We start from the raw sequence: 25,317 nt of genomic DNA, 5'->3' as shown, positions 1-25,317 counted from the left end.
CGCGGGACCGCACGACGACCGGGTGGGGGGAGGACGACCAGCGCCGCCGCCCTCCCCTCCGCTCATCGTGGCTCACCGGTGACGCCGCCCACGGCCCTCGTACCGCGCCGCAACGGGTTCTCGTCCTGGCCGACACGGACGCGCCCTCCGGGCAGCCCGACCCCTCCCTGTGGCGACTCGAGGCCCGTCCTGCCGCACCGGCGACGCGCACCGCTCCGGACTCAGCAGGCGACGGACGGGCCGAGCCAGTAGTAGAAGGTGTTCACGTAGGCGAGTGACCTCCGCTCACCCGGGCCGATCTGCCGGCAGCTCGCCGGCGGGTAGCCGGTCGCCTTGCGCCACACCGTCGTGGTGCCGCAGTTGTAGTAGGTGAGGTCGCGCATGACGGTGGTCCCCAGCCGGGTGTCCGTGAAGTTGTCGCCACACCGCATCTGGGTCGGGGCGACGGCGGTGGCCGTGTTCTCGGCGGGACTGGCGGCGGCCGCCACCGTCGTACCGCCGAGCAGTGCGGCCACCACGGCGGCCGCCAGCGTGACACGAGTACGCATCTGTTCCTCCTCCTGACCTGACGAACGCGGCTCCCGGTACCGGGAGCGGTCCGACGCACGTCGGACAGGGACAGTGGAACGGCACCAGCACGCCCGGGTCCGGCGCCTGCTCGGACATCGCCGGAACGGAGCAGCGGTTCCCCGTCGCGGGTCTTTTTCCAGGTAGGAGCCCGCATCGTGAACGCCGGACGGGATGGGGTGGCGGCGGCACCCGAGCGGCGGCGCTCCACCGGAACGACAAGGGCGCGAGCAGGCACGACGGGGTAGCCGCCGAGGACGCCCCCGGACCGGGGACTCCTCGGCCCGCGTGCCTACCGGTCGTCGTCGGCGTCCGACGTGGGCGGCGGACCGACGTACACGCCGGCGGGCCGGAACCGGACCCCGGGTTCCCGGTACTCCTCCAACGCGTGCGCGACCCACCCCGCGATCCGCGCGACCGCGAACACCGCCTCGCCCGCGTCGGCCCGCATCCGGTACCCGTGCTGCATCGCCGCCAATGCCAGGTCGATGTTGGGGAACCCGCCGGGCCGGTCCCGCAGCCGGTCGGCGATGGTGTCCACCACGTCCACGGCCTGCGCGAGGCGGGGCGAGCCCTCCGCCGACTGCCGGAGCCGACCCAGCAGGGCCTCCGCGCGGGGATCCCGCGCGGTGTAGACGCGGTGCCCGAACCCGGGCAGGGCCGACTCCACCCGCAGCCGGTCGGCGAGCGCGCCGAGGGTGTCGTCGAGGGCCTCCCGGAGGAACCGGTACGCGACCCCGCTGGCCGCGCCGTGCGCGGTTCCCTCGACGGCACCCAGCCCGGCGGAGACGACCGAGTACAGGGGGCCCCGGGTGCTGGCGGCCAGGCGGGCGGCGAGCGTCGACGCGGCGAGGTCGTGGTCCGCCAGCAGGACGAGCGCGGCGCGCAGGTGGTCGACCGCCTCCTCGGTGGGTTCCTCGGCCGTGAGCCGAGGCCAGAGCTGGTCGGCCAGCGCGGCCGAGCTGGGCCCGCTCGCCCCGGGCACCAGGGGCAGGGCACGCACCAGCACGCCGACCAGGGTCTCGGTCCGGTTGGTCACCGAGCCCTCGTCGAGGTCGAAGCGGAGGGGGTCGGAGATGGCGACGGTCGTCAACAGCACCCGGATCCGGTCCGTCAGCCGCGCGGCGGGCGGGAGCGCGCGGTCGGCCCGTCTGGCGGCGCGCACCAGCTCGTCGGGGGCGGCGAAGGGGCGGTGGTCGGTCAGGTTCCCCGTCCACAACAGCCTGGCGGCCTGTTCGGCCGAACACGAGGACGCGAGGTCGACGGCGTCCCTGCCTCGGTAGCGCAGCCGGTCGTCGGCGAGCAGGGTGATCTCGGTGCGGATGCGTTCCAGGACGCCGGTGGACGTGCGCCGTTCGCGGCCCGCGCCGGCGAGGGCCTCCACCTCGGCGACGCTGAACCTGCTGCCCCGGCGTCCCGGCTCCCGGTGGCTCGTGAGCAGCCCCCGGCTCACGTAGGCGTACACGGTCTCCTGCCGGACGCCGAGCCGGTCCGCCACCTGCGCGGTGGTCAGGTGATGTCGCACACCCTCCTGACCTGCTTCGTTCGCGTCGTGCCCGGTCCGTCCGGTCATCCGGGAGCTCCTGTCGTCAACATTGACTGGATCAACGTTGACGGTATCGCGACGTCTGCTGACAGTGGCGGGCACACAAGGAGGTGCGCGATGTCCGGAACAACGACCAACTCGCCGCGGGACACCATCAGGGCCAGCGAGGTGCCGCCCGGCCTGCGCGGGGTCGTCGTCACGTCGACCACGCTCGGGGACGTCCGAGGAGAGGAGGGCTTCTACCACTACCGCGAGTACTCGGCCGTCGACCTGGCCGAGACCAGGAGCCTGGAGGACGTGTGGTTCCTGTTCGTGGAGGGGAGGTTGCCCGACGCCGAGGAGCGAGCGGCGTTCGTCGAGGAGGTGGCGCCGCTACGGCGTCTCCCGGCGGAACTGCTCGCCGTGCTGCCCGCGATCGCCGGGTCCAGCCGGGGTGATCTGCTCGCCGGGCTGCGGGCCGCCCTGTCCCTCGCGGGAGCGGTCCGGGGGGTGCGGCCGCTGTGGGATTCCAGCGGGGAGCAGCGGCGGGCTGACGCGCTCTGGGTGGCTGCCGTGACGCCGACCATCCTGGCCGCGCTGTACCGACTCGGGGTGGGGCTCGAACCGCTGGAGCCGCGCCAGGACCTCTCCGCCGCGGCGAACTGGCTGTACCAGGTGACAGGGGAGGAGCCGGCGGAGCACGAGGTCGCGGCGATCAACCGCTACATGGTGTCCACGGTGGACCACGGGTTCAACGCGTCGACCTTCACCGGCAGGGTGGTGGCCTCCACGGGCGCCGATCTGGTGGCTGCCGTGGTCGCGGCCGTCGGGGCCTTCTCCGGCCCGTTGCACGGTGGCGCGCCGGACCGCGCCCTGGACGCCCTCGACGAGATCGGCTCGCCGGACCGGATCGACGGCTGGGTTCGGGGCCGTGTCCAGGCCGGCGACCGAATCATGGGCTTCGGGCACCCCGTGTACCGGACGGCCGATCCCCGGGCGGTGATGCTGCGTCGGACCGCGCTGGAACTGGGCGGCGACCTCGCGGACTTCGCGGTGCGGGTGGAGACCCGGGTCGTGGAGCTCCTCGCGGAGCTGAAGCCGGAGCGCCGGCTCCACGCGAACGTCGAGTTCTACGCGGGCGTTGTCATGGAGCTGTGCGGCCTGCCCCGGGCGATGTTCACCCCGACGTTCGCGACGAGCCGGGTCATCGGCTGGTGCGCGAACCTGTTGGAGCAGGCCGGGGAGTCCAGCATCATCCGGCCGGCCGCGAGGTACGTCGGTCCGCCCGCGCCCGTGCCGGTTCCGGCCTGACGGGTGGGGGCCGGTGGGTGTCCGGCGCCTCGGGCACCCACCAGGCCGCCGCCGGCGACCCACGCGGCGCGCCGAGGGGAGGGGGTGATCAGCGGGACGGATGTGGGTGCTAGAGTTCATCCCCGGAACGGCGAGACGGGACGAGCGGACGTCAGGACTTGACACCGCGAATCCGGACCGGCTAGAGTCGTTGCTCCCTCCCAGTGAAGATCAGCGGCGAAAGCCGGGATCTCGCTTGTGCGTGTTGGCGAACCAGTCCCTTCGTGGCGGGTTCGACGTGCGCCCGGGGTGGGGTTGACACCTGAAGAACGGTCGGTGCGTCACGGCGCGCGGGCCGTGGGACGAGGTCGGTCGGAGAGTCGGACCCCCGACAGGGGTGAGGATCTCCGCCTGGTAGCGTTCCCGGGCGTTGAAAACAGCAACACCACTGAGCAGCTCGGACCTGACACGGATCTGGCGAGGCCAAGACGCGGCCCCCGAACGCGACAGGGAAAAGCAGCCCAGTACGCTCCACTAGGCTCCACATTGACAACAACAAAGCCAGGAGTTCACCGCCAACCGGTCGAAAGCGCCGAGTTGACGGAACGAACGAAGATCGGTTACGTTGACCCGGAACCGGAAAACACCGCACACACGGTGCTGCCCGGAACCACACATTGACAACACAGTTCCACGATATTCGGAAACGGTCGTGACCAGGCCAAACCCGGTGAACACCGGATTTGACACCAGGAAACACCGACCGATACGGTGGAACGGCCAGACCGGAAAGAAACACCGGTCCACCGGAAACGGTGCACGGTTCACCACGGTGACACCGACACCCCCCGGGAAACACCGGAAACACGGTCTGGTAGCGTTGACAACACAACACGACGGAAACAGCGACGGCCTTCCTGGAAGGGTGGTCAACGGTGATTCCGGTTCCGCTGAGAAAACGGCGGTTTCCACGGAAACCCCGGATTTGACCCGGTGGAAACGGAAATGCTAGGCTGGTTCCAGCGAAAAACGGAAACCCTCTGAAACACCGGATGGGACACCACGGGAACGTGGTGGTGGGGGTTGCCGGACACAAGCTTCAGATACGAGAAGAGTGCGTCCCAGGACGACGGGCCCACGATGTGGGTGTGGGGTTCTGGTGTGGCGTGTGTTCTTTGAGAACTCAACAGTGTACCGATATAATAGCCAGTAGAGCTAAATATGAACCCTCGTTAGAGGAGTTCCTTTGAGTGACGGTGGCATTCCCTGCCCTCCGGGGTGGGTGTGAGTGTCATGCGTCGAATGTAACAGAATCAAACCTTTATGGAGAGTTTGATCCTGGCTCAGGACGAACGCTGGCGGCGTGCTTAACACATGCAAGTCGAGCGGTAAGGCCCTTCGGGGTACACGAGCGGCGAACGGGTGAGTAACACGTGGGCAACCTGCCCTGCACTCTGGGATAACCTCGGGAAACCGGGGCTAATACCGGATACGACCTTCCCCCGCATGGGGGTGGGTGGAAAGTTCCGGCGGTGCAGGATGGGCCCGCGGCCTATCAGCTTGTTGGTGGGGTAATGGCCTACCAAGGCGACGACGGGTAGCCGGCCTGAGAGGGCGACCGGCCACACTGGGACTGAGATACGGCCCAGACTCCTACGGGAGGCAGCAGTGGGGAATATTGCGCAATGGGCGAAAGCCTGACGCAGCGACGCCGCGTGAGGGATGACGGCCTTCGGGTTGTAAACCTCTTTCAGCGCCGAAGAAGCGAAAGTGACGGTAGGCGCAGAAGAAGCACCGGCTAACTACGTGCCAGCAGCCGCGGTAATACGTAGGGTGCGAGCGTTGTCCGGAATTATTGGGCGTAAAGAGCTCGTAGGCGGTTTGTCGCGTCGACTGTGAAAACCTACAGCTTAACTGTGGGCGTGCAGTCGATACGGGCAGACTTGAGTTCGGTAGGGGAGACTGGAATTCCTGGTGTAGCGGTGGAATGCGCAGATATCAGGAGGAACACCGGTGGCGAAGGCGGGTCTCTGGGCCGATACTGACGCTGAGGAGCGAAAGCGTGGGGAGCGAACAGGATTAGATACCCTGGTAGTCCACGCCGTAAACGGTGGGCGCTAGGTGTGGGGGATTTCCACGTCCTCCGTGCCGTAGCTAACGCATTAAGCGCCCCGCCTGGGGAGTACGGCCGCAAGGCTAAAACTCAAAGGAATTGACGGGGGCCCGCACAAGCGGCGGAGCATGTGGATTAATTCGATGCAACGCGAAGAACCTTACCTGGGTTTGACATGCACTGGATCGCCTCAGAGATGGGGTTTCCGTAAGGTCAGTGTGCAGGTGGTGCATGGCTGTCGTCAGCTCGTGTCGTGAGATGTTGGGTTAAGTCCCGCAACGAGCGCAACCCTTGTTCCATGTTGCCAGCACGTAATGGTGGGGACTCATGGGAGACTGCCGGGGTCAACTCGGAGGAAGGTGGGGATGAGGTCAAGTCATCATGCCCCTTATGTCCAGGGCTTCACACATGCTACAATGGCCGGTACAGAGGGCTGCGAAATCGCAAGGTGGAGCGAATCTCTTAAAGCCGGTCTCAGTTCGGATCGGGGTCTGCAACTCGACCCCGTGAAGTCGGAGTCGCTAGTAATCGCAGATCAGCAACGCTGCGGTGAATACGTTCCCGGGCCTTGTACACACCGCCCGTCACGTCATGAAAGTCGGTAACACCCGAAGCCCGTGGCCCAACCCTTGTGGGGGGAGCGGTCGAAGGTGGGACTGGCGATTGGGACGAAGTCGTAACAAGGTAGCCGTACCGGAAGGTGCGGCTGGATCACCTCCTTTCTAAGGAGCATGTATCCCACTGCTTCGGTGGTGGGGTGGTCACTGTCTCAGGCGTGTGTTCTGGGGGTGACTGCTCAGTGGAATTGTGGACTGCTGGTTACCCGCATGGCTGTTCTGCTGTGTGGTGGTGAGTACGGCTCCTGCTTTCGGGTGGGGGTGGGGAAAGCTGCTGTGTGGTGGGGTGGTGGTGTGGTCGGTGCACTGTTGGGTCCTGAGGGAACACGCGTGGTGCGTGGGTCTTCTGGTGGTGCTGTCCCCGAGTGCCATACCGTCTGGCGTGCCCCTGGTGGGTGTGCGGGGTTGGTGGTACTCAGTGTGGGGGTGGTGGCCGGTTGTTCTTTGAGAATTACACAGTGGATGCGAGCATCTTTGTGGTCAAGTAAGTAAGGGCACATGGTGGATGCCTGGGCATCAGGAGCCGATGAAGGACGTGGGAGGCCGCGATAGGCCTCGGGGAGCTGTCAACCAAGCTGTGATCCGAGGATTTCCGAATGGGGAAACCCGGCCAGAGTCATGTCTGGTCACCCACACCTGAATATATAGGGTGTGTGGAGGGAACGCGGGGAAGTGAAACATCTCAGTACCCGTAGGAAGAGAAAACAACCGTGATTCCGTGAGTAGTGGCGAGCGAAAGCGGATGAGGCTAAACCGTGTACGTGTGATACCTGGCAGGGGTTGCGTATGCGGGGTTGTGGGACCCACCGGTCGAGGCTGCCATCTCGGCGAGGAGTCAGAAAACATGGTGTTAGCGGAAGACGTCTGGAAAGCGTCAGCGTAGAGGGTGATACTCCCGTACGTGAAAGCACTGTGTCTCCTGGAGGGGATCCCAAGTAGCAGCGAGCTCGTGGAATTTGCTGTGAATCTGGCGGGACCACCCGCTAAGCCTAAATACTCCCTGATGACCGATAGCGGACTAGTACCGTGAGGGAAAGGTGAAAAGTACCCCGGGAGGGGAGTGAAATAGTACCTGAAACCATGTGCCTACAATCCGTCAGAGCCTCCGTTGTGGGGTGATGGCGTGCCTTTTGAAGAATGAGCCTGCGAGTTAGTGATACGTGGCGAGGTTAACCCGGGTGGGGTAGCCGTAGCGAAAGCGAGTCTGAACAGGGCGTCAGAGTCGCGTGTCCTAGACCCGAAGCGGAGTGATCTACCCATGGCCAGGGTGAAGCGCGGGTAAGACCGCGTGGAGGCCCGAACCCACCAGGGTTGAAAACCTGGGGGATGAGCTGTGGGTAGGGGTGAAAGGCCAATCAAACTCCGTGATAGCTGGTTCTCCCCGAAATGCATTTAGGTGCAGCGTCGTGTGTTTCTCATCCGAGGTAGAGCACTGGATGGCCGATGGGCCCGACAAGGTTACTGACGTCAGCCAAACTCCGAATGCGGGTGTGTGAGAGCGCGGCAGTGAGACTGCGGGGGATAAGCTTCGTAGTCGAGAGGGAAACAGCCCAGAACGCCGGCTAAGGCCCCTAAGTGTGCGCTAAGTGGAAAAGGATGTGGGGTCGCCCAGACAACCAGGAGGTTGGCTTAGAAGCAGCCATCCTTGAAAGAGTGCGTAATAGCTCACTGGTCAAGTGGTCCTGCGCCGATAATGTAGCGGGGCTTAAGCGCACCGCCGAAGCCGTGTCATTCACATGTAGAGCTCCATCTGTCCCTTTTGGGGGGTGGGTGTAGGTGTGTGGATGGGTAGGGGAGCGTCCTGCACTGGGTGAAGCAGTCGCGTGAGCGGGTGTGGACGGTGTGGGAGTGAGAATGCAGGCATGAGTAGCGAAAGCAGAGTGAGAAACTCTGCCGCCGGATGACCAAGGGTTCCTGGGCCAGGTTATTCCGCCCAGGGTAAGTCGGGACCTAAGGCGAGGCCGACAGGCGTAGTCGATGGACAACGGGTTGATATTCCCGTACCCGTGTGGATGCGTCCCTGGCGAGGCTGGTGATACTAACCGCCCGTGGTGCTGTCCTGCTTTCGGGTGGGGTGGTGGCCATGCGCGGGATCTGAGCTGGTAGTAGCCAAGTGATGGGGTGACGCAGGAGGGTAGCCCCGCCAGTGAGTGGTAGTACTGGTGTAAGCGTGTAGCCAGGAGAGGTAGGCAAATCCGCTTCTCTGTTAATGGTGAGACGTGATGCATAGCCGAATGAGGCGAAGTAGGGTGATCCCATGCTGCCGAGAAAAGCCTCTAGCGAGTGTCTACGCGGCCCGTACCCCAAACCGACACAGGTGGTCAGGTAGAGAATACCAAGGCGATCGGGTGAACTGTGGTTAAGGAACTCGGCAAAATGCCCCCGTAACTTCGGGAGAAGGGGGGCCGTGTGGCGTGAAGCCCTTCGCGGGCTAGCGTTGTGTGGCCGCAGAGACCAGGGAGAAGCGACTGTTTATTAAAAACACAGGTCCGTGCGAAGTCGTAAGACGATGTATACGGACTGACGCCTGCCCGGTGCTGGAACGTTAAGGGGACCGGTTAGTCCTTCGGGGCGAAGCTGAGAACTTAAGCGCCAGTAAACGGCGGTGGTAACTATAACCATCCTAAGGTAGCGAAATTCCTTGTCGGGTAAGTTCCGACCTGCACGAATGGCGTAACGACTTCTCCGCTGTCTCAACCACAGGCCCGGCGAAATTGCACTACGAGTAAAGATGCTCGTTACGCGCGGCAGGACGGAAAGACCCCGGGACCTTTACTATAGCTTGGTATTGGTGCTCGGTTCGGCTTGTGTAGGATAGGTGGGAGACTGGGAAGCGGTCACGCTAGTGGTCGTGGAGTCAATCTTGAAATACCACTCTGGTCGTACTGGGTGTCTAACCTCGGACCATGATCTGGTTCAGGGACAGTGCCTGGTGGGTAGTTTAACTGGGGCGGTTGCCTCCCAAAGGGTAACGGAGGCGCCCAAAGGTTCCCTCAGCCTGGTTGGCAATCAGGTGTTGAGTGTAAGTGCACAAGGGAGCTTGACTGTGAGACTGACGGGTCGAGCAGGGACGAAAGTCGGGACTAGTGATCCGGCACTGGCTGGTGGAAGCGGTGTCGCTCAACGGATAAAAGGTACCCCGGGGATAACAGGCTGATCTTGCCCAAGAGTCCATATCGACGGCATGGTTTGGCACCTCGATGTCGGCTCGTCGCATCCTGGGGCTGGAGTAGGTCCCAAGGGTTGGGCTGTTCGCCCATTAAAGCGGCACGCGAGCTGGGTTTAGAACGTCGTGAGACAGTTCGGTCCCTATCCGCCGCGCGCGTTGGAGACTTGTGGAAGGCTGTCCCTAGTACGAGAGGACCGGGACGGACGAACCTCTGGTGTGCCAGTTGTACCGCCAGGTGCATGGCTGGTTGGCTACGTTCGGAAGGGATAACCGCTGAAAGCATCTAAGCGGGAAGCCTGTTCCAAGATGAGGTCTCCCACCCACTTTGTTGGGGTAAGGCCCCCAGTAGACGACTGGGTTGATAGGCTGGAGATGGAAGCACGGTAACGTGTGGAGTTGACCGGTACTAATAGGCCGAGGGCTTGTCTACGAAGGTGTTACGCATCCACTGTGTGATTCTGGGAGTGCAACTGGCTCCCTGCCCTGGGGTTGGTTGGGGTGGGGTGTTGGTTAGAGTGTTTCGGTGGTGATAGCGAGAGGGAAACGCCCGGTCCCATTCCGAACCCGGAAGCTAAGCCTTTCAGCGCCGATGGTACTGCACCTGTGGGGGTGTGGGAGAGTAGGACGCCGCCGAACTTTCTTTCACCGGTGGGTGGAGGGGAATGTGGTTGAGCACCTGGTGGGTGCTCCCGGTTCTCCTCCACCCACTTTTTTTGTGCGCCCAGGAACCGGAGCTCCGCGTTCGGGGGAGGGGCGGGTTGGTCGGCGTCCGAGCGGTGCCGAACCGTTCTACCGCCAGGGTTGGTCAGGCGTTCCCGGTGCTGTCCGTTCCCCTGTGCGGTCCCCACCCAGTGACGGCCACGGTCCCGTCTGCCCGGAACCCGTCCGGCGGCCCCCGCCTAGGGGGCGCAGATGGACGACCAGGAGGCAGGCAGCCGGCCTTCGCCGTGGGGTGGTCCCCGAGGCCGTGACCGCCCTCGGACGGCGGACCCCACGACTGGCGGCTCGGCTCGCCGGACGGGGTGGTGGCCCAGCGGCGCGCACCGCCCCGAGGGCGGCCTCGACGTCCCCTCCGGGGCCTTCCCGGTGACCCGGGACTGGGGCAGCGTCAGGGACGGCTGACTGGTCGTGGTCGGGGTCGACGAGACGAACCAGCGGTCGACTGGCGAACCCGCGGTCGGCTTCGGGCGTGACCGTCACCGCTGACGATCCGGTCCCCGGTCGTCGGTGGCGAGCGCACCTGCTCCACGGACGTGCGGGTTCCGAGGCCACGTCGAACGAGGGGAACGGCCAGTCCCTCGAACGGTCGAGGGCTCCGTCGAACGGAATCAGCGGGTGGGCCTGGCGGCGGAGGTCGGCCAGCCGGGAACGCCGGGTCGCCGAAGGTGTCACGCATCCACTGCCCGGCCGGCGCGCCAGGGCATCAGGCCGACGGAGGACCGGTCCCCGTCCCGTCCGTCGTCGGGCGGCCGCTCCTCCCCGGCACTCCGGCCGGGGAGAAGCCTCCCGCTCACCGGCGAGAGACCCGAGTGGCGGTTCCGCGGCGGTCTCCCGCCATCACCCTCCGGTCCGAACGGGGCCGGTGCCGGCGAAGACCTCGTGACGGACGGCGCGTGCTCACGGTGCCGGCCACCCCCAGGAGATGCCGACCGTCCCGGGAGGCACGTCCAGCTCGACCATGTGCGCGCACTGCTCCGGTCCCAAGGTCAGAGGCGACCGCGACGGGGCCTTGCGCCGATCGGCGGGGCGGACGAAACGGTGCGGGGCCACGGGAAGGGCCTCGGGGGAGAAGGACACCTCCAACAGGTACTCCCGCACCGGAGCGACGAACCTCCTGGAACACTCCGTCGTCCGCGTGGCGGCGGGCCTGCCCGGCTGGGCGCGCAGCTCGAACTCCAGGATGGTGGTCGCCCCTCTGGCCAACGGCCCCGGCAGCACGAGTTCGGCCACCACCAGCCCGGTGCCACCGGACCGGGCCACCCTGCCCACCCGGCAGTTGCGGATGGCGTGCGGGGTGAGGCTGGGCAGGCCGGGGCGTTCCGGGTCGAACACGACGAGGCAGCGGTCCGGCCCCTCCCCCCGGGCGCGGAGCACCTGCCGCGTCCGAATTCGGCGGACGTCGCCCGAGCCGCCGATCGAATAATGGTCGTGGTGACTGATTCGTTCCAGCATGGTGTCCGACCGGATGTCGAATGAGGACAGCAGCTCGGGCACCGCCGGCACCTCCGGCCACAGCGACGCGATGGACGGGATTGTTAATCGCCTGTTTCTTCCCCTGGGTCTGGGTGGGCCGAGCAGGGAACGGAGAGCGGTCGGCGGCAGAGTGAGCAGGCTTTCCAGCTGCCGCAACGCGTTCAGCGATTCCCGCCGTTCGGGCCGGCTGCGGCCGGACTGCCAGTAGCTGAGCGTGGCGACGCTGATGTGGTGACCGTGCTGCTCCAGCCGGTACCTGATGCGGTCGAGGCTGAGCCCGCTCGCCGCGATCGCCGCTCGCAGGGTGCTGGGGAATGGCTCGTCAGCCGGTGATGTGCGGTCGGTGGTCTGGCGGGTTCCGTCCCCGTCGACCTGGTCGCTCGTACTCCACGTGGCACCGATCATGCTCACTCCTCGCAGTCGGATCGCACTCCGGCTGACGTTAGTGCGGGGCGTTCTCCCGTGGCAGCCCCCGCGTGCCGTGAATTCCGGAGTCCGGGAACTGGGCGACGGCGCTCATCTGTTAAGTGTCAAAACCCGGTCCTTTCCACCGCCCTGTTTTCTTCCTAGCATCGGTGCAGCATCACGAATTACCGCCAACAGTGTTCCGTGTTTCGTTCTTGTGACGTAATTCGTGGTGATCGGGAGTAACGGTGATCGGTTTCGGTTTCGCATGCCCGGACGCGGCGGAACCGTACCCGGAAGGGATTCAGGGATGACGAACAACTGGCGGAACTACCTACGGACGTTCGGCGGTGTCGGAGCCGCCGTCGCGCTGTCACTGACCGCGCTGACCGGGGCGGCCGGTGCCAACCCGACGGCGGACCAGGTCGGGAAGGTGCTGCACGCGGACTCGGCACGGGCGATCAAGGGCAGCTACCTGGTCGTGCTCGACGAGACGAGCCCTCGGCTGGCCTCCGGCGTGACCGCCACCGCCGACGGGCTGGTCACCCAGTACGGCGGCAGCGTCGAGCGGACCTACTCCACGGCCATCCAGGGTTTCGAGGCCGCGCTCACCGAGGGGCAGGCCCGCCGGCTGGCCGCCGACCCGTCGGTGGCCTACGTCGAGCAGAACCAGCGGGTGAGCATCGACCTGACCGCCGCCCCGGCCACCACGCGTGACGTGGGCGTCCAGGCCGTGCAGACCAACCCGCCGTCCTGGGGCCTCGACCGCGTCGACCAGCGGAACCTGCCGTTGGACAACCGGTACGAGTACACCACCACCGGTAGCGGCGTCACCGTGTACGTGCTGGACACCGGCGTCAACATCAGCCACCCGACCTTCGGCGGTCGGGCGAGCTACGGCTACAACTTCGTCAACAACACGCCCAACGCCGAGGACGGCAACGGGCACGGGACGCACGTGGCGGGCACCGTCGCCGGGTCCCAGTTCGGTGTGGCCAAGAACGCGCGGATCGTGGCCGTGCAGGTCCTCGGTGCCACCGGTGGCGGCACCACCGCCGGGGTCGTCGCCGGCGTGAACTGGGTGGCCGCGAACGCCAGCGGTCCCTCGGTCGCGAACCTGAGCCTGGGTGGCGGCGTGTCCACCGCCCTTGACCAGGCCGTCGTCAACGCCATCAACAGCGGCGTCACCCACGTGGTGGCGGCCGGGAACAACAACGGCAACGCCAACAACTACTCGCCGGCCCGGGTTGGCCCGGCGATCACGGTCGGGGCGACCACCAGCACCGACGCCCGCGCCTCGTACTCCAACTACGGCAAGGTCGACATCTTCGCACCCGGTTCCAACATCACCTCCGCCTGGCGCGCGGGTGGCACCTACACCGGCAACGGCACCTCCTTCGCGTCCCCGCACGTGGCCGGTGCCGCCGCCCGTTACCTCCAGAGCAACCCCGGCGCCACTCCCGCCCAGGTGAAGAGCGCGCTCCAGTCGTGGGGCACCAGCGGCATCGTGACCAACCCGGGCACCGGTTCCACCAACCGCCTGCTGTACGTGCCGCCGGCGAGCTGACCGGGTCCTCCTCGCGAACCCACCTCGCGTCCACCGGTGGCCGGCTCCCTGACGGGAACCGGCCACCGGCCGTTGGACGCGGTTGTCCCGGGGGCGGGGGTGGCCGTGCTGGCCGGCCGAGGACCAGGGGAGACGTCGAGAGCGGGGAACGACGCGGTCGGCAAGTCCCTGACCACTGCCTGGGACGCCGTTGACCGGCGGTCCCACTCGGTCTTGGGTACCGGTGACCGGATCACCGCCACCACAGGAGTTCATGTGCGCATCTCCCGTCCCACCGCCGGGTTGCTCGTCGCGGCCCTGGTCGCGGCCACGGCCGCGGCGGCACCTCCCGCCACCGCGGCCGAGCCACCGCCTCCCGACGCCCCGCCAGGGGTGGACGTCTCGGACCGGGACGCGGTCCTCGCGGCGGACCTGGCCGACCCGGCCCGGGTGCGACCGCGTGGCGAGAACCGGCCGGGCACCCCGGGGGAGCGAGTGGAGGCCGGGACGCCCAGCTCCTTCTCCGAGTCGGACGAACGCGGGTACCCCCGGCGGACCCAGTTGCGGATCTACCCCGACGACCCGGCCGACAGGTCGGTCAAGTTGGGCCTCGTCCCGTACCACGAGCTGGCTCCCCGGCTCAACGACCTCCAGGCCGAGAGCGACCGGGTCTCCGTCGAGGTGCTCGGCGAGTCGGTGCTCGGGCGTGACATCTACCTCGTCACCCTCACCGCCCCCGAGACCCCGGAGGACAGCGCCCGGCAGCGGCGGTGGCGGGACGCGATCCGCACCGACCCCCGCGCCGCGGCGGCGGACGAGGAACTCCGCGCCGGGTACAAGGCCCCGATGTGGTTCAACGCCAACATCCACGGTGACGAGTGGGAGGGCACCGACGGGTCGCTCCGCGTCATCGAACAGCTGGCCACCAGCGAGGACCCCGAGGACCTCCGGCTGTTGGAGACGTCCAGGCTCTACTTCACGGTCTCGCACAACCCGGACGGCCGGGTGGCCGGCACCCGGCAGAACGCGGCCGGTTTCGACCTGAACCGCGACTTCGTGACGGTGGCCAACCCGGAGACGGAGGCCGTGCGGAAGGTGGCGATCAACGGCCAGTCGCTGGTGATGTTGGACCTGCACGGCTACGTGAACCCGACGCTGCTGAGCCCGAACACCGCCCCGCACGTGCAGAACGCCGAGTACGACCTGTACCTCAAGCACGCCTGGCCCAACGCGTTGGGCATGGAACGGGCCATCGCCGGGCTCGGCCACCCCGAGACCCAGCGGGCCGACATCCCGATCCGGGACCGCGCGCCGGGTGACTGGGACGACTGGCTGCCGATGTACACGCCGATGTACGCGATGTTGCAGGGCACCCACGGTCACACCGTCGAGGTCCCGTTGCGGGTGAACCGGCAGGACTACGAGAACCAGCCGGTGGCGGAGCTCCGCCGCAGGGCGGCGGTGAACACCGACGTCGCCGAGGCGACCATCCTGAGCACCATCGACTACGTGGACGCCAACCGGGACGAGTTGGTCGCCGACCAGATCGAGTTCTTCCGCCGGGCGGGGGCCGGGGAGCAGCAGCGGCGCATCCCCGACGACTACATCCCCGGCTTCGGGGAGGCGGACCGGTACACCACCGAGTTCCCCCGGGGCTACGTGATCCCGGCGGCCGGGGAGGGCACCTCGGAGCCGGCGGCGGCGCGCCTGGTGAACCTGTTGCTGGACAACGGTGTTGAGGTGCGGCGCACCGAAGCTGGCTTCCGCGTGGGGCGGGAGGAGTACCCACCCGGTTCGTACCTGGTGGACCTGCGGCAGCCTCGCCGCGCGATCGCGAACTCGCTGCTGGAGGACGGTGCCGATCTGACCGAGCGGGTGCCCAGGACCTACGCGAACTCGGCGCTGAGCCACGGGTTGTTGTGGGGGGCCGAGGTGGCGCCGGTGCGGGGTGGGCTGACGGTGCGTTCCCGTCCCGTGGAGGAGCCGGTGGCCTCGGGTGGCGTGGACGTCGCCCCGGGCCGGGACCTCGCCGTCGCCCTCACCGACGGCAGTGACGTCCGGGTCGTGAACGACCTGCTCGGCCGGGGTCACCAGGTGCACAGGTCGTCCGAGGGCGTCATCGTGGTGCCGGCGTCGGCGCGCGCCGACGCGTTGGCCGCGTCCCGTGAGCACGGTGTGCGCTTCACCGAGGCCCCGAGCGGTGACGAACGGACTCCCGTGGGACAGCGGCCGGTGGTGGCCGCGGCCGTGTCACCGGACGAGCTGGTCGCGTTGCGCGGTATGGGGTTCGAGGTGCGGCCGGTGTCGACCGCCGTCCTCAACGAGGGGTTCGACTGGCGCCGGGTGGACGTGCTCTACGTGTCGGCGGGTCTGGAGCTGTCCGGTCTCCGCGAGGAGGCACGCGCGGACCTCACGGAGTTCCTGGGCCGCGGTGGGGTGGTGACGCGCGGCGCGGTCGGGGCCCGGTTCAACACCGAGGCCGGCCTGCTGCCCGTCGACGTCGTCCGGGGCCGTTCCGACGCCAACGGCATCGTCGAGGTCGGCGCCGGTGACGGGTGGGTCGGCTCCGGTGCGGCCCCGCACTCCTTCGTCTACTCACCCCTGTGGTTCGAGGGCCTCGGCGACGGGGTGACCGTGGAGCAGCGGTACGGCCCGGACGCGCCGCTCGTGGCGGGCCACTGGCGACCCGAGCAGGACGGCACCGGCGGTCAGGTGGAGGCGGCCGGGCGGCCGGCCGTGGTGTCCGGCGTCGGTGGCGCGGGGACACCGACCGTGCTGTTCGGCACGGAACCCCTGTTCCGGGATCACCCGAAGGGTTTGTACTCGCAGGTGGCCAGGGCTCTCTACTGGACGGCGAGTTCCTGACCCGCTGACCGCTGGGGTGGGGTGGCCGCCGGAGCGGTGGTCGCCCTACCCGCCGCCCGTGGGAGCGGAGCGTGGTGAGGTTAGCCTTGGCTTGGTCGCGGTCGGGTGGCGGATCGCGTCCGCCGCCCGGGAGACCCCGGGGGGCAGCCGTTCCGCGCGAGGAGAGCACAGCAGCATGAACCGGTTCCCCAGCGTCCGTACCCGTGGCCTGACCAGGCGGCACTTCCTGATCGGGGGTGCCGGGGCGACGGTCGCGTTGCTCGCCGGCTGCGCCGACGGGTCGGGTGGTGACACCGGGGCCGGGGCCAGCGGGGCACCCGCCGCCGAGGGTTTCCCCACCTCGGTGGACCACCAGTTCGGGACGACCGAGCTGGACCGGGCCCCGGAACGGGTGGTGGCCCTCGGGTGGGGGGACGGCGACACCCTGCTGGCGCTGGGAGTGGTGCCGGTGGCTTCGGTCGACTGGTTCCGCGCCTACGACGACGGGTTCGGGCCGTGGGCCCGGGAGAGGCGGGGGGACGGCGAGGTCGAGGTGCTCACCGGCCCCGAGTTCTCCCCGGAGGGCATCCTCGCCCAGCGGCCGGACCTGGTCACCATGACCAAGTCGGACAACGACCGGTCGGTGTACGAGATGTTCGCCGAACTCGTGCCGACCCTGTCCGGGCCGGCCACCGACATCAGTTACGGCACCCACTGGCGCGACCAGACCCGGCTCATCGCCGAGGTGCTCGGGCGCCCGGAGGAGGGCCAGGCCCTCATCGGTGAGGTGGAGGACGCCTTCGCCGATGCCCGGGCGCGGTACCCCCAGTTCGAGGGGCGCACCTGTTCGGTGGTGTGGTGGGACGAGGCGTCGTACGCCGCCTACGTGGAGGGTGACACCCGGGTGGACACCCTGCGGGACCTCGGGTTCGTCAACTCGCCGGCGATCGAGGAGCTGCGCGGTGGTGACGGTTTCACCGTGGACGTCTCCCGGGAGGAGGCCGGGTTGCTGGAGGCGGACGTCTGCGTCGTCGTCAGCATGCAGCCGGCCGAGCGCATCGAGCAGGACACCCTGCTCCAGGGGACCGCGATGGCGCGGGAGGGGCGGATGATCGTGCTCAGCGACGCCGACGCGCAGAACGCGTTCTCGATGGGCACCGTCCTCAGCCTGCCCTACGCGCTCGACCTGCTGCTTCCCCAGCTCGCCGAGGCGTTGGCCGACTGACGGGGGGTGCCGGCGGTGGTGTGACGGGGCGGTGGCCGGACGAGGCCAACCGCGGCACACGGGGGAATGCGGGTGACCGCCGGGCGTGCTGGTGGCTAGTCTCGGCAGCGGGACCGCCGCCGGTCCCGCTCGTGGAGCGGGAAACGCCTTCCCGTCCCGGTTCCGCGTCCACATCGGTCGGCTCACAGCAGTCTGGAGATAGCGCGTGCAGCAGGTGAAGATCGGTGTCCAGCTCGAACCCCAGGCCACCACGACCGAGGCGCTGCGCCGCGCCTGGACGGGGGCCGACGAACTGGGGCTGGACACCGCCTACGTCTGGGACCACTTCTACCCACTCCACGGTGACCCGGACGCCGCCCACTTCGAGGCCTACGCGTTGCTGGCCGCGATGGCGGTCGAGACGTCCCGCATCCGGTTCGGTGCCCTGGTCACCTGCAACAGCTACCGCAACCCCAACCTGTTGGCCGACATGAGCCGGACCATCGACCAGCTCGGCGGGGGCCGGTTCATCCTCGGCATCGGTTCCGGGTGGTTCGAACGGGACTACACCGAGTACGGCTACACCTTCGGCACGGCGATCGGCCGCCTCCGGAAGCTGGAGACCGACCTGCCGGTGATCAAGCAGCGGCTCTCGGTGCTCAACCCCGGCCCGGCCGGCCCGATGCCGATCCTGATCGGCGGTTCCGGGGAGAAGGTGACGCTGCGGCTGGTGGCCGAGCACGCGGACGCCTGGAACGCCTTCGGCCCGCCGGACAACTTCGCGCACAAGAACCGGGTGCTGGACGAGTGGTGCGAACGGGTGGGCCGTGACCCCCGGGAGGTCCACCGCACGGTCCTCATCCGCCCGCACGAACTCGAGACGTGGCGGGACTACGTCGAGGCCGGTGCCCAGGAGCTGATCGTCTCCCTGGAGGACCCGTTCCCGCTGGACGGGGTCGCCGAGCTGCTGCGGGAGGTGCGGGCGGCGTGAGGTCGTCCCGCAGGCTGCCGGTGGGGGACGTGGAGCTGTGGACCGAGAGCATCGGTGACCCCGCGAACCCCCCGGTGCTGCTCGTGGCGGGCGCGAACTCCTCGGCGCTGGGCTGGCCGGACGAGTTCGTCGCCCGCCTCGTCGACGGCGGGCGACGGGTCCTGCGCTACGACCACCGTGACACCGGCAGGTCCACCACCCGGCCGTTCTCCGACGCGCCGTACCCGGTGGCCCGGCTGGCGGAGGACGCGCTGGGGGTGCTCGACGGCTGGGGGCTGCGGTCGGCGCACGTGGTGGGTCTCTCGCTCGGCAGCACCCTCGGCCAGCTGCTCGCGCTGGACCACCCGGAGCGGCTGCGCGGCCTCACCCTGATGCTGGGGGCGGCGCTCGACGTGGACTTCGTGGGCAACCTGCGGCGGGCCCACACCGGGGAACCCGACCCGGGCGGTCTGCCCCTGCCCCGCCGGGACGTGCTCGACGTGCTGGCCCGGCGGGCCGAGCCGCCCTCGGACCGGGCGGCCGCGCTGGACCGCCGCGTCGAGGAGTGGCGGGCCCTCGCCGGGCCCTCGGTGTTCGACGCGGCCGAGTTCCGCCGCTGGGAGGAGCGCGCCATCGAGCACGCCGGCACCCTCGAGCAGCCGAGCGCGCACGGCGCGGCGGAACCCGTGCCGACCGAGCGGGGCCGGGAACTGCGCGGCGTTCGGGTGCCGACCCTGGTGGTCCAGGGGGAGCTCGATCCGCTCAACCCGCCGCCGCACGGGCGGCACCTGGCCGATCTCATCCCCGGTGCCGTCCTGTGGGAGGTCGCGGGGCTGGGGCACGCGCTTCCCGGTGCCCTGCACGGGGTCCTGGCCGACCGCATCCTCGCGCACACCGCGGAGTGAGCCGCCCGGGAGCCCCGTACCGGGTGGTCCGGCCGGCGCGGCCCGGGCATCGGCCGTCCTGCCCGCCGCACCGACCGGGAGCGGCGGACCGGGTCGGTGTCAGGCGGAGCGCAGCCCCCAGCTCCCGTGGAACTCCGCTCCGGGGTCGAGCAGCACGAGCCCGTCACCGGAGTTGAACGCGTCCGGGGCGCAGGTCATCGGTTCGACGGTGATACCGGCCCGGCCCGCGCGGCCGGGCGGTGGGCCGTCGTCGGTGTAGACCTGGAGGTAGCGATAGTTCTCGTCCACCCAGAGCTCGATGGTCGGGCCGCCCCGGCGGCTCAGCCGGGTCACGGCGGTGCCGTCCGCCTCGCGGAGGAGCCGGGTGTAGGCGGTGTCCAACTCGGTCGTGCCGAGCTCGCGGGGGACGCGGAAGTCCATGCCGGTCCCGTCGACCTCGGCGATCCCGGTGGGCAGCAGTCGGTCGTCGACCGTGTAGTAGGCGTCGGCGGGCAGCCGGACCCGCATGTCGTCAATCGTCTCCGAGCCCAGCTGGAAGTACGGGTGGAACGCCGCGCCGAACGGCGCCCGCGCCCGCCCGAGGTTGGTCGCGGTGAGCCGGGCACGGATGCCCCGCGCGCTGACCGCGTACTCCATGCGCAGGCCGAGCCGGAAGGGGTACCCGTACTGGGGGTGGAGCTGGTAGTCGAGCACCACCCGGTCCCGGGAGTGCTCGACGGGTTCCCACTCCACCCAGTTCACCAGGCCGTGCAGGGCGGTGTTCCGCTCGGGTTCGTTGACGGGGACCTGGTACTCCGCGCCGTCGAGGGTGTAGTGGCCGCGGTCGATGCGGTTGGGCCAGGGCACGATGGTCTTGCCCTGGTAGCTGTCGCCCACCGAGTGGGGTTCGTGGGTGAGCAGCCGTTCCTCGCCGTCGACCTTCCAGGACAGCAGGGTCGCCGCGACGCCCGCGACGACGACGGCGTGCCGACCGGCGCGGATCTCGTACAGGCGGCCGGTGGCCTCCCCGACGGGTGGGCGCGGCCCGGTGGCGGGGTGCGTGCCGGGACCGTCGGCGGTCGAGGCCTGGCTCGTCCCGGCGATGCCCGTCACGCCCAGCAGTCCCAGTCCGCCGGCTGCCCCGAGCGCGGCGCGCCGGGACAGTGCGGATCCTGCGGATCGCTCGGTGCTCCTGCTCATCCTGGGCTCCTCCCGACCGGCGCTGTCGAGGCGTGGTCATCCCATCGTGGGGTACGGCAGGACGTCCGTCACGTCGACGCCGCCGGTCTGTCCGGTCTTCCGTCCGCCCGGCACCGCTGATCGGGGGTGCCGGGCGGACGGCCCCGCGTCGAGCGGGGTTACCGGACGCGCCGCCCGTCCGGTGGGGGAGGGGCGGCCCGGTCGGGTGGGCTCAGGGCAGCAGCAGACCGTTGCGCCCGGCGCGGGCGTCCTCGAAGCGGCGACCGACCTCGGCCCAGTCGACGACGTTCCACAGCGCGTTGACGTAGTCGGGCTTGACGTTGCGGTACTGGAGGTAGAAGGCGTGCTCCCACACGTCGAACAGCAGGATCGGCACCGACGGCAGCACCGAGTTCGCGTGGTGGTCCCTGATCTGCTGGGTGATCAGCCGCTGCCCGATCGGGTCCCAGGCGAGGACGGCCCAGCCGTTGCCCTGGATGGTGGTGGCGACGGCGTTGAACTGGGCGCGGAACCGGTCGAAGGAGCCGAACTCCTCGTCGATGGCGGCCGCGAGTTCCCCCACCGGCTTGTCGCCGCCGTTCGGCGACAGGACCTTCCACCAGATCACGTGGTGGGCGTGACCGGCGAGGTTGAACGCGAGCGTGGTCTGGAGGCCCACGATGGAGCCGAAGTCGTCGGCCTCCCGTGCCGCCGCGAGCTTCTCCAGCGTGTCGTTGGCGCCCTTGACGTAGGCGGCGTGGTGCTTGGAGTGGTGCAGCTCGTTGATCTCGCCGGTGATCGCCGGGGCCAACGCCGAGTAGTCGTAGTCCAGATCCGGCAGGGTGTAGGGGGCCATCGTCGGTCCTGTTCGTCGTTCCGTCGTGGGTACCAGCCCACCCTCCGACCTGAACCGCGCTTGAGGTCAAGGGGTTGTGATCGGAACGGCATCCGGTCGGCGGGGGTGGCGCTGGCGGGGAAAGCCGCGGTGTGCCGGCGCTGGCGGGGTGCCGGCCGGGGGGGGCGGGTGCGGTCCCGCGATCGTGTGCGGGCCGAGGACGGTTCGGGCGTTCCGGTCGTGGTGGGGGCCGAGGCGTCTCGGACGCCGGTTCGCCGGGCAGGAGCACCGGCGGGGAACTCCGGTGGTGGTGCACGACCCCCGACCTGTCCGGTTCGGGCGGAAGGGTCCGGTGTCCCACGCCCGGGCGCTCGGCCGCCGGTCGTGGTTCGGGATCGGTGCAGGTAGGACGGTGCTGATCACCCGCCCAGCGTCCGGTGGCCAGCGCTGGGGCACCGGGAGCCGGGACGCTGTCCGCTGTCCTGTTCCGCGTTGGCCCAGCTGCCCGGCCGCTACGCCGTCCGGCCGATTGAAGGGCGTCGACGGGCCAGCTCAGATGGTGCCCAGATCACCGTTACACCGGGCCGCGTCACGGGAAGCCGCCCCTGCCTTTCCCCACCGGACGAAGAGAACGGAGACCACCACCATGGTGACCAGGCGAATGTTCCTCGGCGGCCTCGCCGCCACCGCCACCAGCGGCGCGTTGATCGGGAGCGGAACCGTCTCCGCCACGTCCGAGCCGGTCGCCCCGGCCGCCGCGCGGGTGCCCAACTCGCTGCCGTTCACCGTGGTCAACGACAGCGGGCGGTACCCGAACAGCGCGCTGTGGATGCACCTCGTGGGACGCGAACTGCCCTCGGACCGCCCGGTGCGGATGACACCGGACGGGACGCTCGCCTACGTGTCCGCCTCCGACAACGACGCCGACGGTTTCGCCGACTACGCCATCCCGCTCAACGGTGCGGGGGACACCCGGTTCGACCTGCCGATCAACTTCTCCGGCCGGGCCTACTTCTCGGTGACGGAGAAGATCCGGTTCCGCGTCAACCCCGACGACACCCTGGCCTACCCGGCGGGGTGGGTCGAGAGCGACCCGAACTACCGGACCCTGCACGACTGCATGGAGTTCACCTACGACGCGACCGGCATGTACTGCAACACCACCAAGGTCGACATGTTCAGCATGCCGCTGGGCATCGAGCTGACGGGCAGCGAGACGCAGCGCACCGGCTTCCTCGTCGACGGGGGGCGCGAGGCCGTCTTCGCGGCGATGCGGGGCAACCCGGACTTCGCCAACCTCGTCGTCGACGACCTGCGCGTCATCGCGCCGAGCCACGGCATCGACTCCGGCCTGTTCTCCCCCACCTTCTACGACTCCTACGTGGACGCCGTCTGGAACAGGTACCAGAGCGACACGCTCACCGTCACCGCGAACCACGCCGACTTCACCGGGCAGGTCCAGGGCGGGCTGTTCACCTTCACCGGCGGCGTCAGCCCCTTCGAGAAGCCGACGACCCGCGACGTGCTGTTCTGCGACGGAGCCCTGCACGCGCCCAACGACGGGATCTCGGGGCCGGTGGCCGCCGTGCTCGGCGCGAGCCTGAACCGGTCGACGCTGCTGGACAGCGCGCGGGCGCCGATCCTGGACCCGGACGCCTTCTACCTCGACCAGACCAGCAACCACTACTCGCGGGTGCTGCACGAGAACATGGTCGACGGGAAGGTCTACGGGTTCGCCTTCGACGACGTCGGTGACTTCGCCTCCTACGTGCAGGACCACGCGCCGGCCGGGATCACCGTGTCCATCAACCCGTTCTGATCCGGCGGCGGGGCCAGCCAGGTCCCCGTCGTCGCGACGGCCCCGGTCGCCCGGGCCGGCCCTTCCTCGGGCAGGCTCGGGCGAGGTCGGCGTCACGGGACACCGACGACGAGCGGACAGGAGGTCCCCAAGTGGACACGGTGCGGCACGAGGTCGTCGACGGGGTCGGGCGGCTGGTCCTGGACCGGCCGGCGGCCCTGAACGCCCTGGACCTGGACATGATCCGGGAGATGACGAGGGTGCTGGACGGCTGGCGCGACGACCCGGAGGTCCGGACCGTCCTGGTGGCCGGCGGCTCACCCCGCGCCTTCTGCGCTGGCGGGGACATCCGGGCGGCCCGGGCGGCCAGCCTGGCCGGTGACGAGGAGAACGTGGCCGAGTTCTTCCGCGCCGAGTACGCCCTCAACGGGTTGATCGCCGAGTACCCCAAGCCCTACGTCGCCCTGCTCGACGGGATCGCGATGGGTGGTGGGCTCGGCATCTCCGCGCACGGGTCGATCCGGGTCGTCACCGAACGGTCCCGGTTGGCTATGCCGGAGACGGGCATCGGTTTCTTCCCCGACGTCGGGTCCACCTACTTCCTGCCCCGGCTGCGGGGGGCGTCCGGCCGCCACCTGGGACTCACCGGTGTCCACATCGGAGCAGGGGCTGCCGTGGACACCGGGCTGGCCACCCACCACGTTCCCGCCGAGCGCCTGCCCGACCTGGTCGCCGCGCTGGGAACCGGGACCGCGGCGGAGGTGGTCGCCGGGTTCGCCACGCCCCCGCCGGTGTCGGAGCTCGCGCCGGTGGCCGAGGCCGTCGACCGGTGCTTCGCCGCCGACTCGGTCGAGGAGGTCGTCGCGCGGCTGGAGGCGGAGGCCGGGCCGCACCAGGAGTGGGCGCGCGCCACCTTGGCGACCCTGGCGGCGATGTCACCGACCAGCCTGCACCTCGCTGCCGGCCTGTTCCGGCGCGGTGCCGCCTCCTCGCTGCGGGAGTGCCTGGCCCGGGAGCTGCGGGTGGCGGCGTGGGCCGCGCACAGCCACGACTTCCACGAGGGGGTGCGGGCGCAGCTGGTGGACAAGGACCGCCGGCCGCGCTGGTCGCCGGCCACGCTCGCGGAGGTCGACACGGCGTTGGTCACCCGGGTGCTCGACGGCTGAGGCGCGGACGCCCGTCCCGGAGGGTGGCGGTCGCTCGCTCGTCGACGTCTGGATCGTGTCTGGTTGTCCGGTCGCGGGTACGCGGATTGGTCCGAACGGACCTGTCCCGGCCGCCGGTCGGTCGGCTTGGATGTGAACGATCCACGCATTCGACGGTGTGGTCGGTTTTTTGCCGCCCACCACCCCTCGGGGAGGGAGAGTTCATGAGAGCAGGTCGGGCACGACGCTGGTCCACCCTGGTCGCGGCCACCGCCGCCGTGGCCGCCGCCGGAGCGGGAACGGCCATCGCGGACACCACGGGCGGCGACGGGGTGAGCACCCGCATCGTGGGCGGCGAGCGGGCCAGCATCGAGGACTACCCGTGGGCCGTCTACCTGACGACGCCGGCCGGCCAGCAGTTCTGCGGCGGCTCCCTCGTCGCCGCGGACAAGGTCGTCACGGCGGCCCACTGCACGGAGGACTCCGCTCCGTCCGACATCCGGGTCGTCGCCGGCCGGGAGGACAAGAACAGCACCGACGGCGACGAGGCCGAGGTCACCGACATCTGGATCAACCCCGACTACGACAGCACCTCGTTCAGCGGCGACGTCTCGGTCCTCACCCTCGACGTCGAGCTGGACCACCCGACGGTGCCGCTGGCCACCCCGGCCGACGAGGACCTGCACACCCCGGGGGAGGCGGCCACCGTCGTCGGCTGGGGCACCACGTCCTCCGGGGGCGCGGCCTCCCGCTACCTGCTGGAGACCACGGTGCCGCTCGTCAGCGCCGAGGACTGCGCCAGCGCCTACGGCGGCGAGTTCGACGAGGCCACCATGCTGTGCGCCGGGCTCGAGGAAGGCGGCAAGGACGCCTGCCAGGGCGACTCGGGCGGCCCGCTGGTGGTTGAGGGCACCCTGGTGGGCGTCGTCTCCTGGGGCTACGGCTGCGCGCAGGCCGGCTACCCGGGCGTCTACGCCGGCGTCGCCGCGCACAGCGACCAGCTCGCCGAACAGATCGCGTCCTGACCGGCGCG

The 25,317-nt window shown here is 69.1% G+C and carries 14 protein-coding genes and 3 rRNA genes; 12 read left to right on the top strand and 5 right to left on the bottom strand.

The window, feature by feature from the left end; all coding sequences use genetic code 11:
- Positions 1–221 precede the first annotated feature (221 nt).
- Both ACOJVX_RS16845 and ACOJVX_RS16840 read right to left on the bottom strand, forming a co-directional pair.
- Positions 222–548 carry a hypothetical protein gene (locus ACOJVX_RS16845; RefSeq protein ID WP_026419204.1) on the bottom strand — a complete coding sequence of 109 codons (327 nt, stop codon included), beginning with the start codon at positions 546–548 and terminating at the stop codon, positions 222–224.
- A gap of 311 nt (positions 549–859) precedes the next feature.
- The gene (locus ACOJVX_RS16840; protein WP_418155477.1) at positions 860–2,140 is read right to left on the bottom strand and encodes a citrate synthase; all 1,281 of its coding nucleotides are present in this window, start codon (positions 2,138–2,140) and stop codon (positions 860–862) included.
- A gap of 90 nt (positions 2,141–2,230) precedes the next feature.
- On the opposite strand from ACOJVX_RS16840, the gene ACOJVX_RS16835 reads away from it, so the two are divergent.
- From ACOJVX_RS16835 to rrf, 4 genes are all read left to right on the top strand, one after another.
- Positions 2,231–3,403: a citrate/2-methylcitrate synthase gene (locus ACOJVX_RS16835; protein WP_422646913.1), complete on the top strand. Its 1,173-nt coding sequence runs from the start codon at positions 2,231–2,233 to the stop codon at positions 3,401–3,403.
- Positions 3,404–4,702: 1,299 nt separating this feature from the next.
- Positions 4,703–6,217: ribosomal RNA gene (locus tag ACOJVX_RS16830) — 16S ribosomal RNA — on the top strand.
- 373 nt (positions 6,218–6,590) lie between these two features.
- A 23S ribosomal RNA gene (locus ACOJVX_RS16825) occupies positions 6,591–9,711 on the top strand.
- A gap of 89 nt (positions 9,712–9,800) precedes the next feature.
- Positions 9,801–9,917 (top strand): 5S ribosomal RNA (gene rrf / locus ACOJVX_RS16820).
- The 16S, 23S and 5S rRNA genes sit together here, the layout of an rRNA operon.
- A 981-nt stretch (positions 9,918–10,898) precedes the next feature.
- Here the strand turns inward: rrf and ACOJVX_RS16815 are convergent.
- Complete coding sequence (locus ACOJVX_RS16815) at positions 10,899–11,879, bottom strand: hypothetical protein (RefSeq protein ID WP_422646912.1); 981 nt, start codon at positions 11,877–11,879, stop codon at positions 10,899–10,901.
- Positions 11,880–12,189: 310 nt separating this feature from the next.
- Here ACOJVX_RS16815 and ACOJVX_RS16810 point away from each other — a divergent pair, with 310 nt between their 5' ends.
- The 5 genes from ACOJVX_RS16810 to ACOJVX_RS16790 all read left to right on the top strand — a co-directional run bounded on the left by ACOJVX_RS16810 (position 12,190) and on the right by ACOJVX_RS16790 (position 19,348).
- Positions 12,190–13,446 (top strand): S8 family peptidase, encoded by a 1,257-nt coding sequence (locus ACOJVX_RS16810; protein ID WP_418156000.1) that lies wholly within the window; start codon positions 12,190–12,192, stop codon positions 13,444–13,446.
- A gap of 36 nt (positions 13,447–13,482) precedes the next feature.
- Positions 13,483–16,290: a M14 family zinc carboxypeptidase gene (locus tag ACOJVX_RS16805; protein ID WP_248784511.1), complete on the top strand. Its 2,808-nt coding sequence runs from the start codon at positions 13,483–13,485 to the stop codon at positions 16,288–16,290.
- A gap of 175 nt (positions 16,291–16,465) precedes the next feature.
- Complete coding sequence (locus ACOJVX_RS16800; RefSeq protein WP_030107508.1) at positions 16,466–17,494, top strand: iron-siderophore ABC transporter substrate-binding protein; 1,029 nt, start codon at positions 16,466–16,468, stop codon at positions 17,492–17,494.
- Between the two features lie 205 nt (positions 17,495–17,699).
- Complete coding sequence (locus ACOJVX_RS16795; protein WP_026419158.1) at positions 17,700–18,464, top strand: LLM class F420-dependent oxidoreductase; 765 nt, start codon at positions 17,700–17,702, stop codon at positions 18,462–18,464.
- Positions 18,461–19,348 (top strand): alpha/beta fold hydrolase, encoded by an 888-nt coding sequence (locus ACOJVX_RS16790; RefSeq protein WP_051314041.1) that lies wholly within the window; start codon positions 18,461–18,463, stop codon positions 19,346–19,348. Before ACOJVX_RS16795 ends, ACOJVX_RS16790 begins: the two co-directional genes overlap by 4 nt.
- Before the next feature lie 99 nt (positions 19,349–19,447).
- On the opposite strand, the gene ACOJVX_RS16785 is transcribed toward ACOJVX_RS16790, so the two are convergent.
- Both ACOJVX_RS16785 and ACOJVX_RS16780 read right to left on the bottom strand, forming a co-directional pair.
- Entirely contained in the window at positions 19,448–20,527 is a 1,080-nt protein-coding gene (locus ACOJVX_RS16785; RefSeq protein ID WP_422646911.1) for an aldose 1-epimerase family protein, read from the bottom strand.
- A 211-nt stretch (positions 20,528–20,738) separates the two neighbouring features.
- Positions 20,739–21,362 (bottom strand): superoxide dismutase, encoded by a 624-nt coding sequence (locus tag ACOJVX_RS16780; protein ID WP_026419161.1) that lies wholly within the window; start codon positions 21,360–21,362, stop codon positions 20,739–20,741.
- A gap of 625 nt (positions 21,363–21,987) precedes the next feature.
- Here ACOJVX_RS16780 and ACOJVX_RS16775 point away from each other — a divergent pair.
- The 3 genes from ACOJVX_RS16775 to ACOJVX_RS16765 all read left to right on the top strand — a co-directional run bounded on the left by ACOJVX_RS16775 (position 21,988) and on the right by ACOJVX_RS16765 (position 25,309).
- The gene (locus ACOJVX_RS16775) at positions 21,988–23,160 is read left to right on the top strand and encodes a beta-1,3-glucanase family protein (protein ID WP_418155258.1); all 1,173 of its coding nucleotides are present in this window, start codon (positions 21,988–21,990) and stop codon (positions 23,158–23,160) included.
- Between the two features lie 131 nt (positions 23,161–23,291).
- Positions 23,292–24,305 (top strand): enoyl-CoA hydratase/isomerase family protein, encoded by a 1,014-nt coding sequence (locus ACOJVX_RS16770; RefSeq protein ID WP_026419163.1) that lies wholly within the window; start codon positions 23,292–23,294, stop codon positions 24,303–24,305.
- 203 nt (positions 24,306–24,508) lie between these two features.
- The gene (locus ACOJVX_RS16765; protein ID WP_026419164.1) at positions 24,509–25,309 is read left to right on the top strand and encodes a S1 family peptidase; all 801 of its coding nucleotides are present in this window, start codon (positions 24,509–24,511) and stop codon (positions 25,307–25,309) included.
- Positions 25,310–25,317 lie beyond the last annotated feature (8 nt).

The sequence above is a fragment of the Actinoalloteichus caeruleus genome (genome assembly GCF_049311605.1).
Taxonomy (GTDB): Bacteria; Actinomycetota; Actinomycetes; order Mycobacteriales; family Pseudonocardiaceae; genus Actinoalloteichus_B; species Actinoalloteichus_B caeruleus.
This window is presented reverse-complemented; position numbering and strand designations above follow the sequence as displayed.

Bases quoted from the DNA above. Each gene is read 5' to 3' on its own strand.
- ACOJVX_RS16780 (WP_026419161.1), bottom strand. From the start codon at position 21,362: ATGGCCCCCTACACCCTGCCGGATCTGGACTACGACTACTCGGCGTTG.
- ACOJVX_RS16775 (WP_418155258.1), top strand. From the start codon at position 21,988: ATGGTGACCAGGCGAATGTTCCTCGGCGGCCTCGCCGCCACCGCCACC.
- ACOJVX_RS16815 (WP_422646912.1), bottom strand. From the start codon at position 11,879: ATGATCGGTGCCACGTGGAGTACGAGCGACCAGGTCGACGGGGACGGA.
- ACOJVX_RS16835 (WP_422646913.1), top strand. From the start codon at position 2,231: ATGTCCGGAACAACGACCAACTCGCCGCGGGACACCATCAGGGCCAGC.
- ACOJVX_RS16810 (WP_418156000.1), top strand. From the start codon at position 12,190: ATGACGAACAACTGGCGGAACTACCTACGGACGTTCGGCGGTGTCGGA.
- ACOJVX_RS16765 (WP_026419164.1), top strand. From the start codon at position 24,509: ATGAGAGCAGGTCGGGCACGACGCTGGTCCACCCTGGTCGCGGCCACC.
- ACOJVX_RS16785 (WP_422646911.1), bottom strand. From the start codon at position 20,527: ATGAGCAGGAGCACCGAGCGATCCGCAGGATCCGCACTGTCCCGGCGC.
- ACOJVX_RS16840 (WP_418155477.1), bottom strand. From the start codon at position 2,140: ATGACCGGACGGACCGGGCACGACGCGAACGAAGCAGGTCAGGAGGGT.
- ACOJVX_RS16800 (WP_030107508.1), top strand. From the start codon at position 16,466: ATGAACCGGTTCCCCAGCGTCCGTACCCGTGGCCTGACCAGGCGGCAC.
- ACOJVX_RS16845 (WP_026419204.1), bottom strand. From the start codon at position 548: ATGCGTACTCGTGTCACGCTGGCGGCCGCCGTGGTGGCCGCACTGCTC.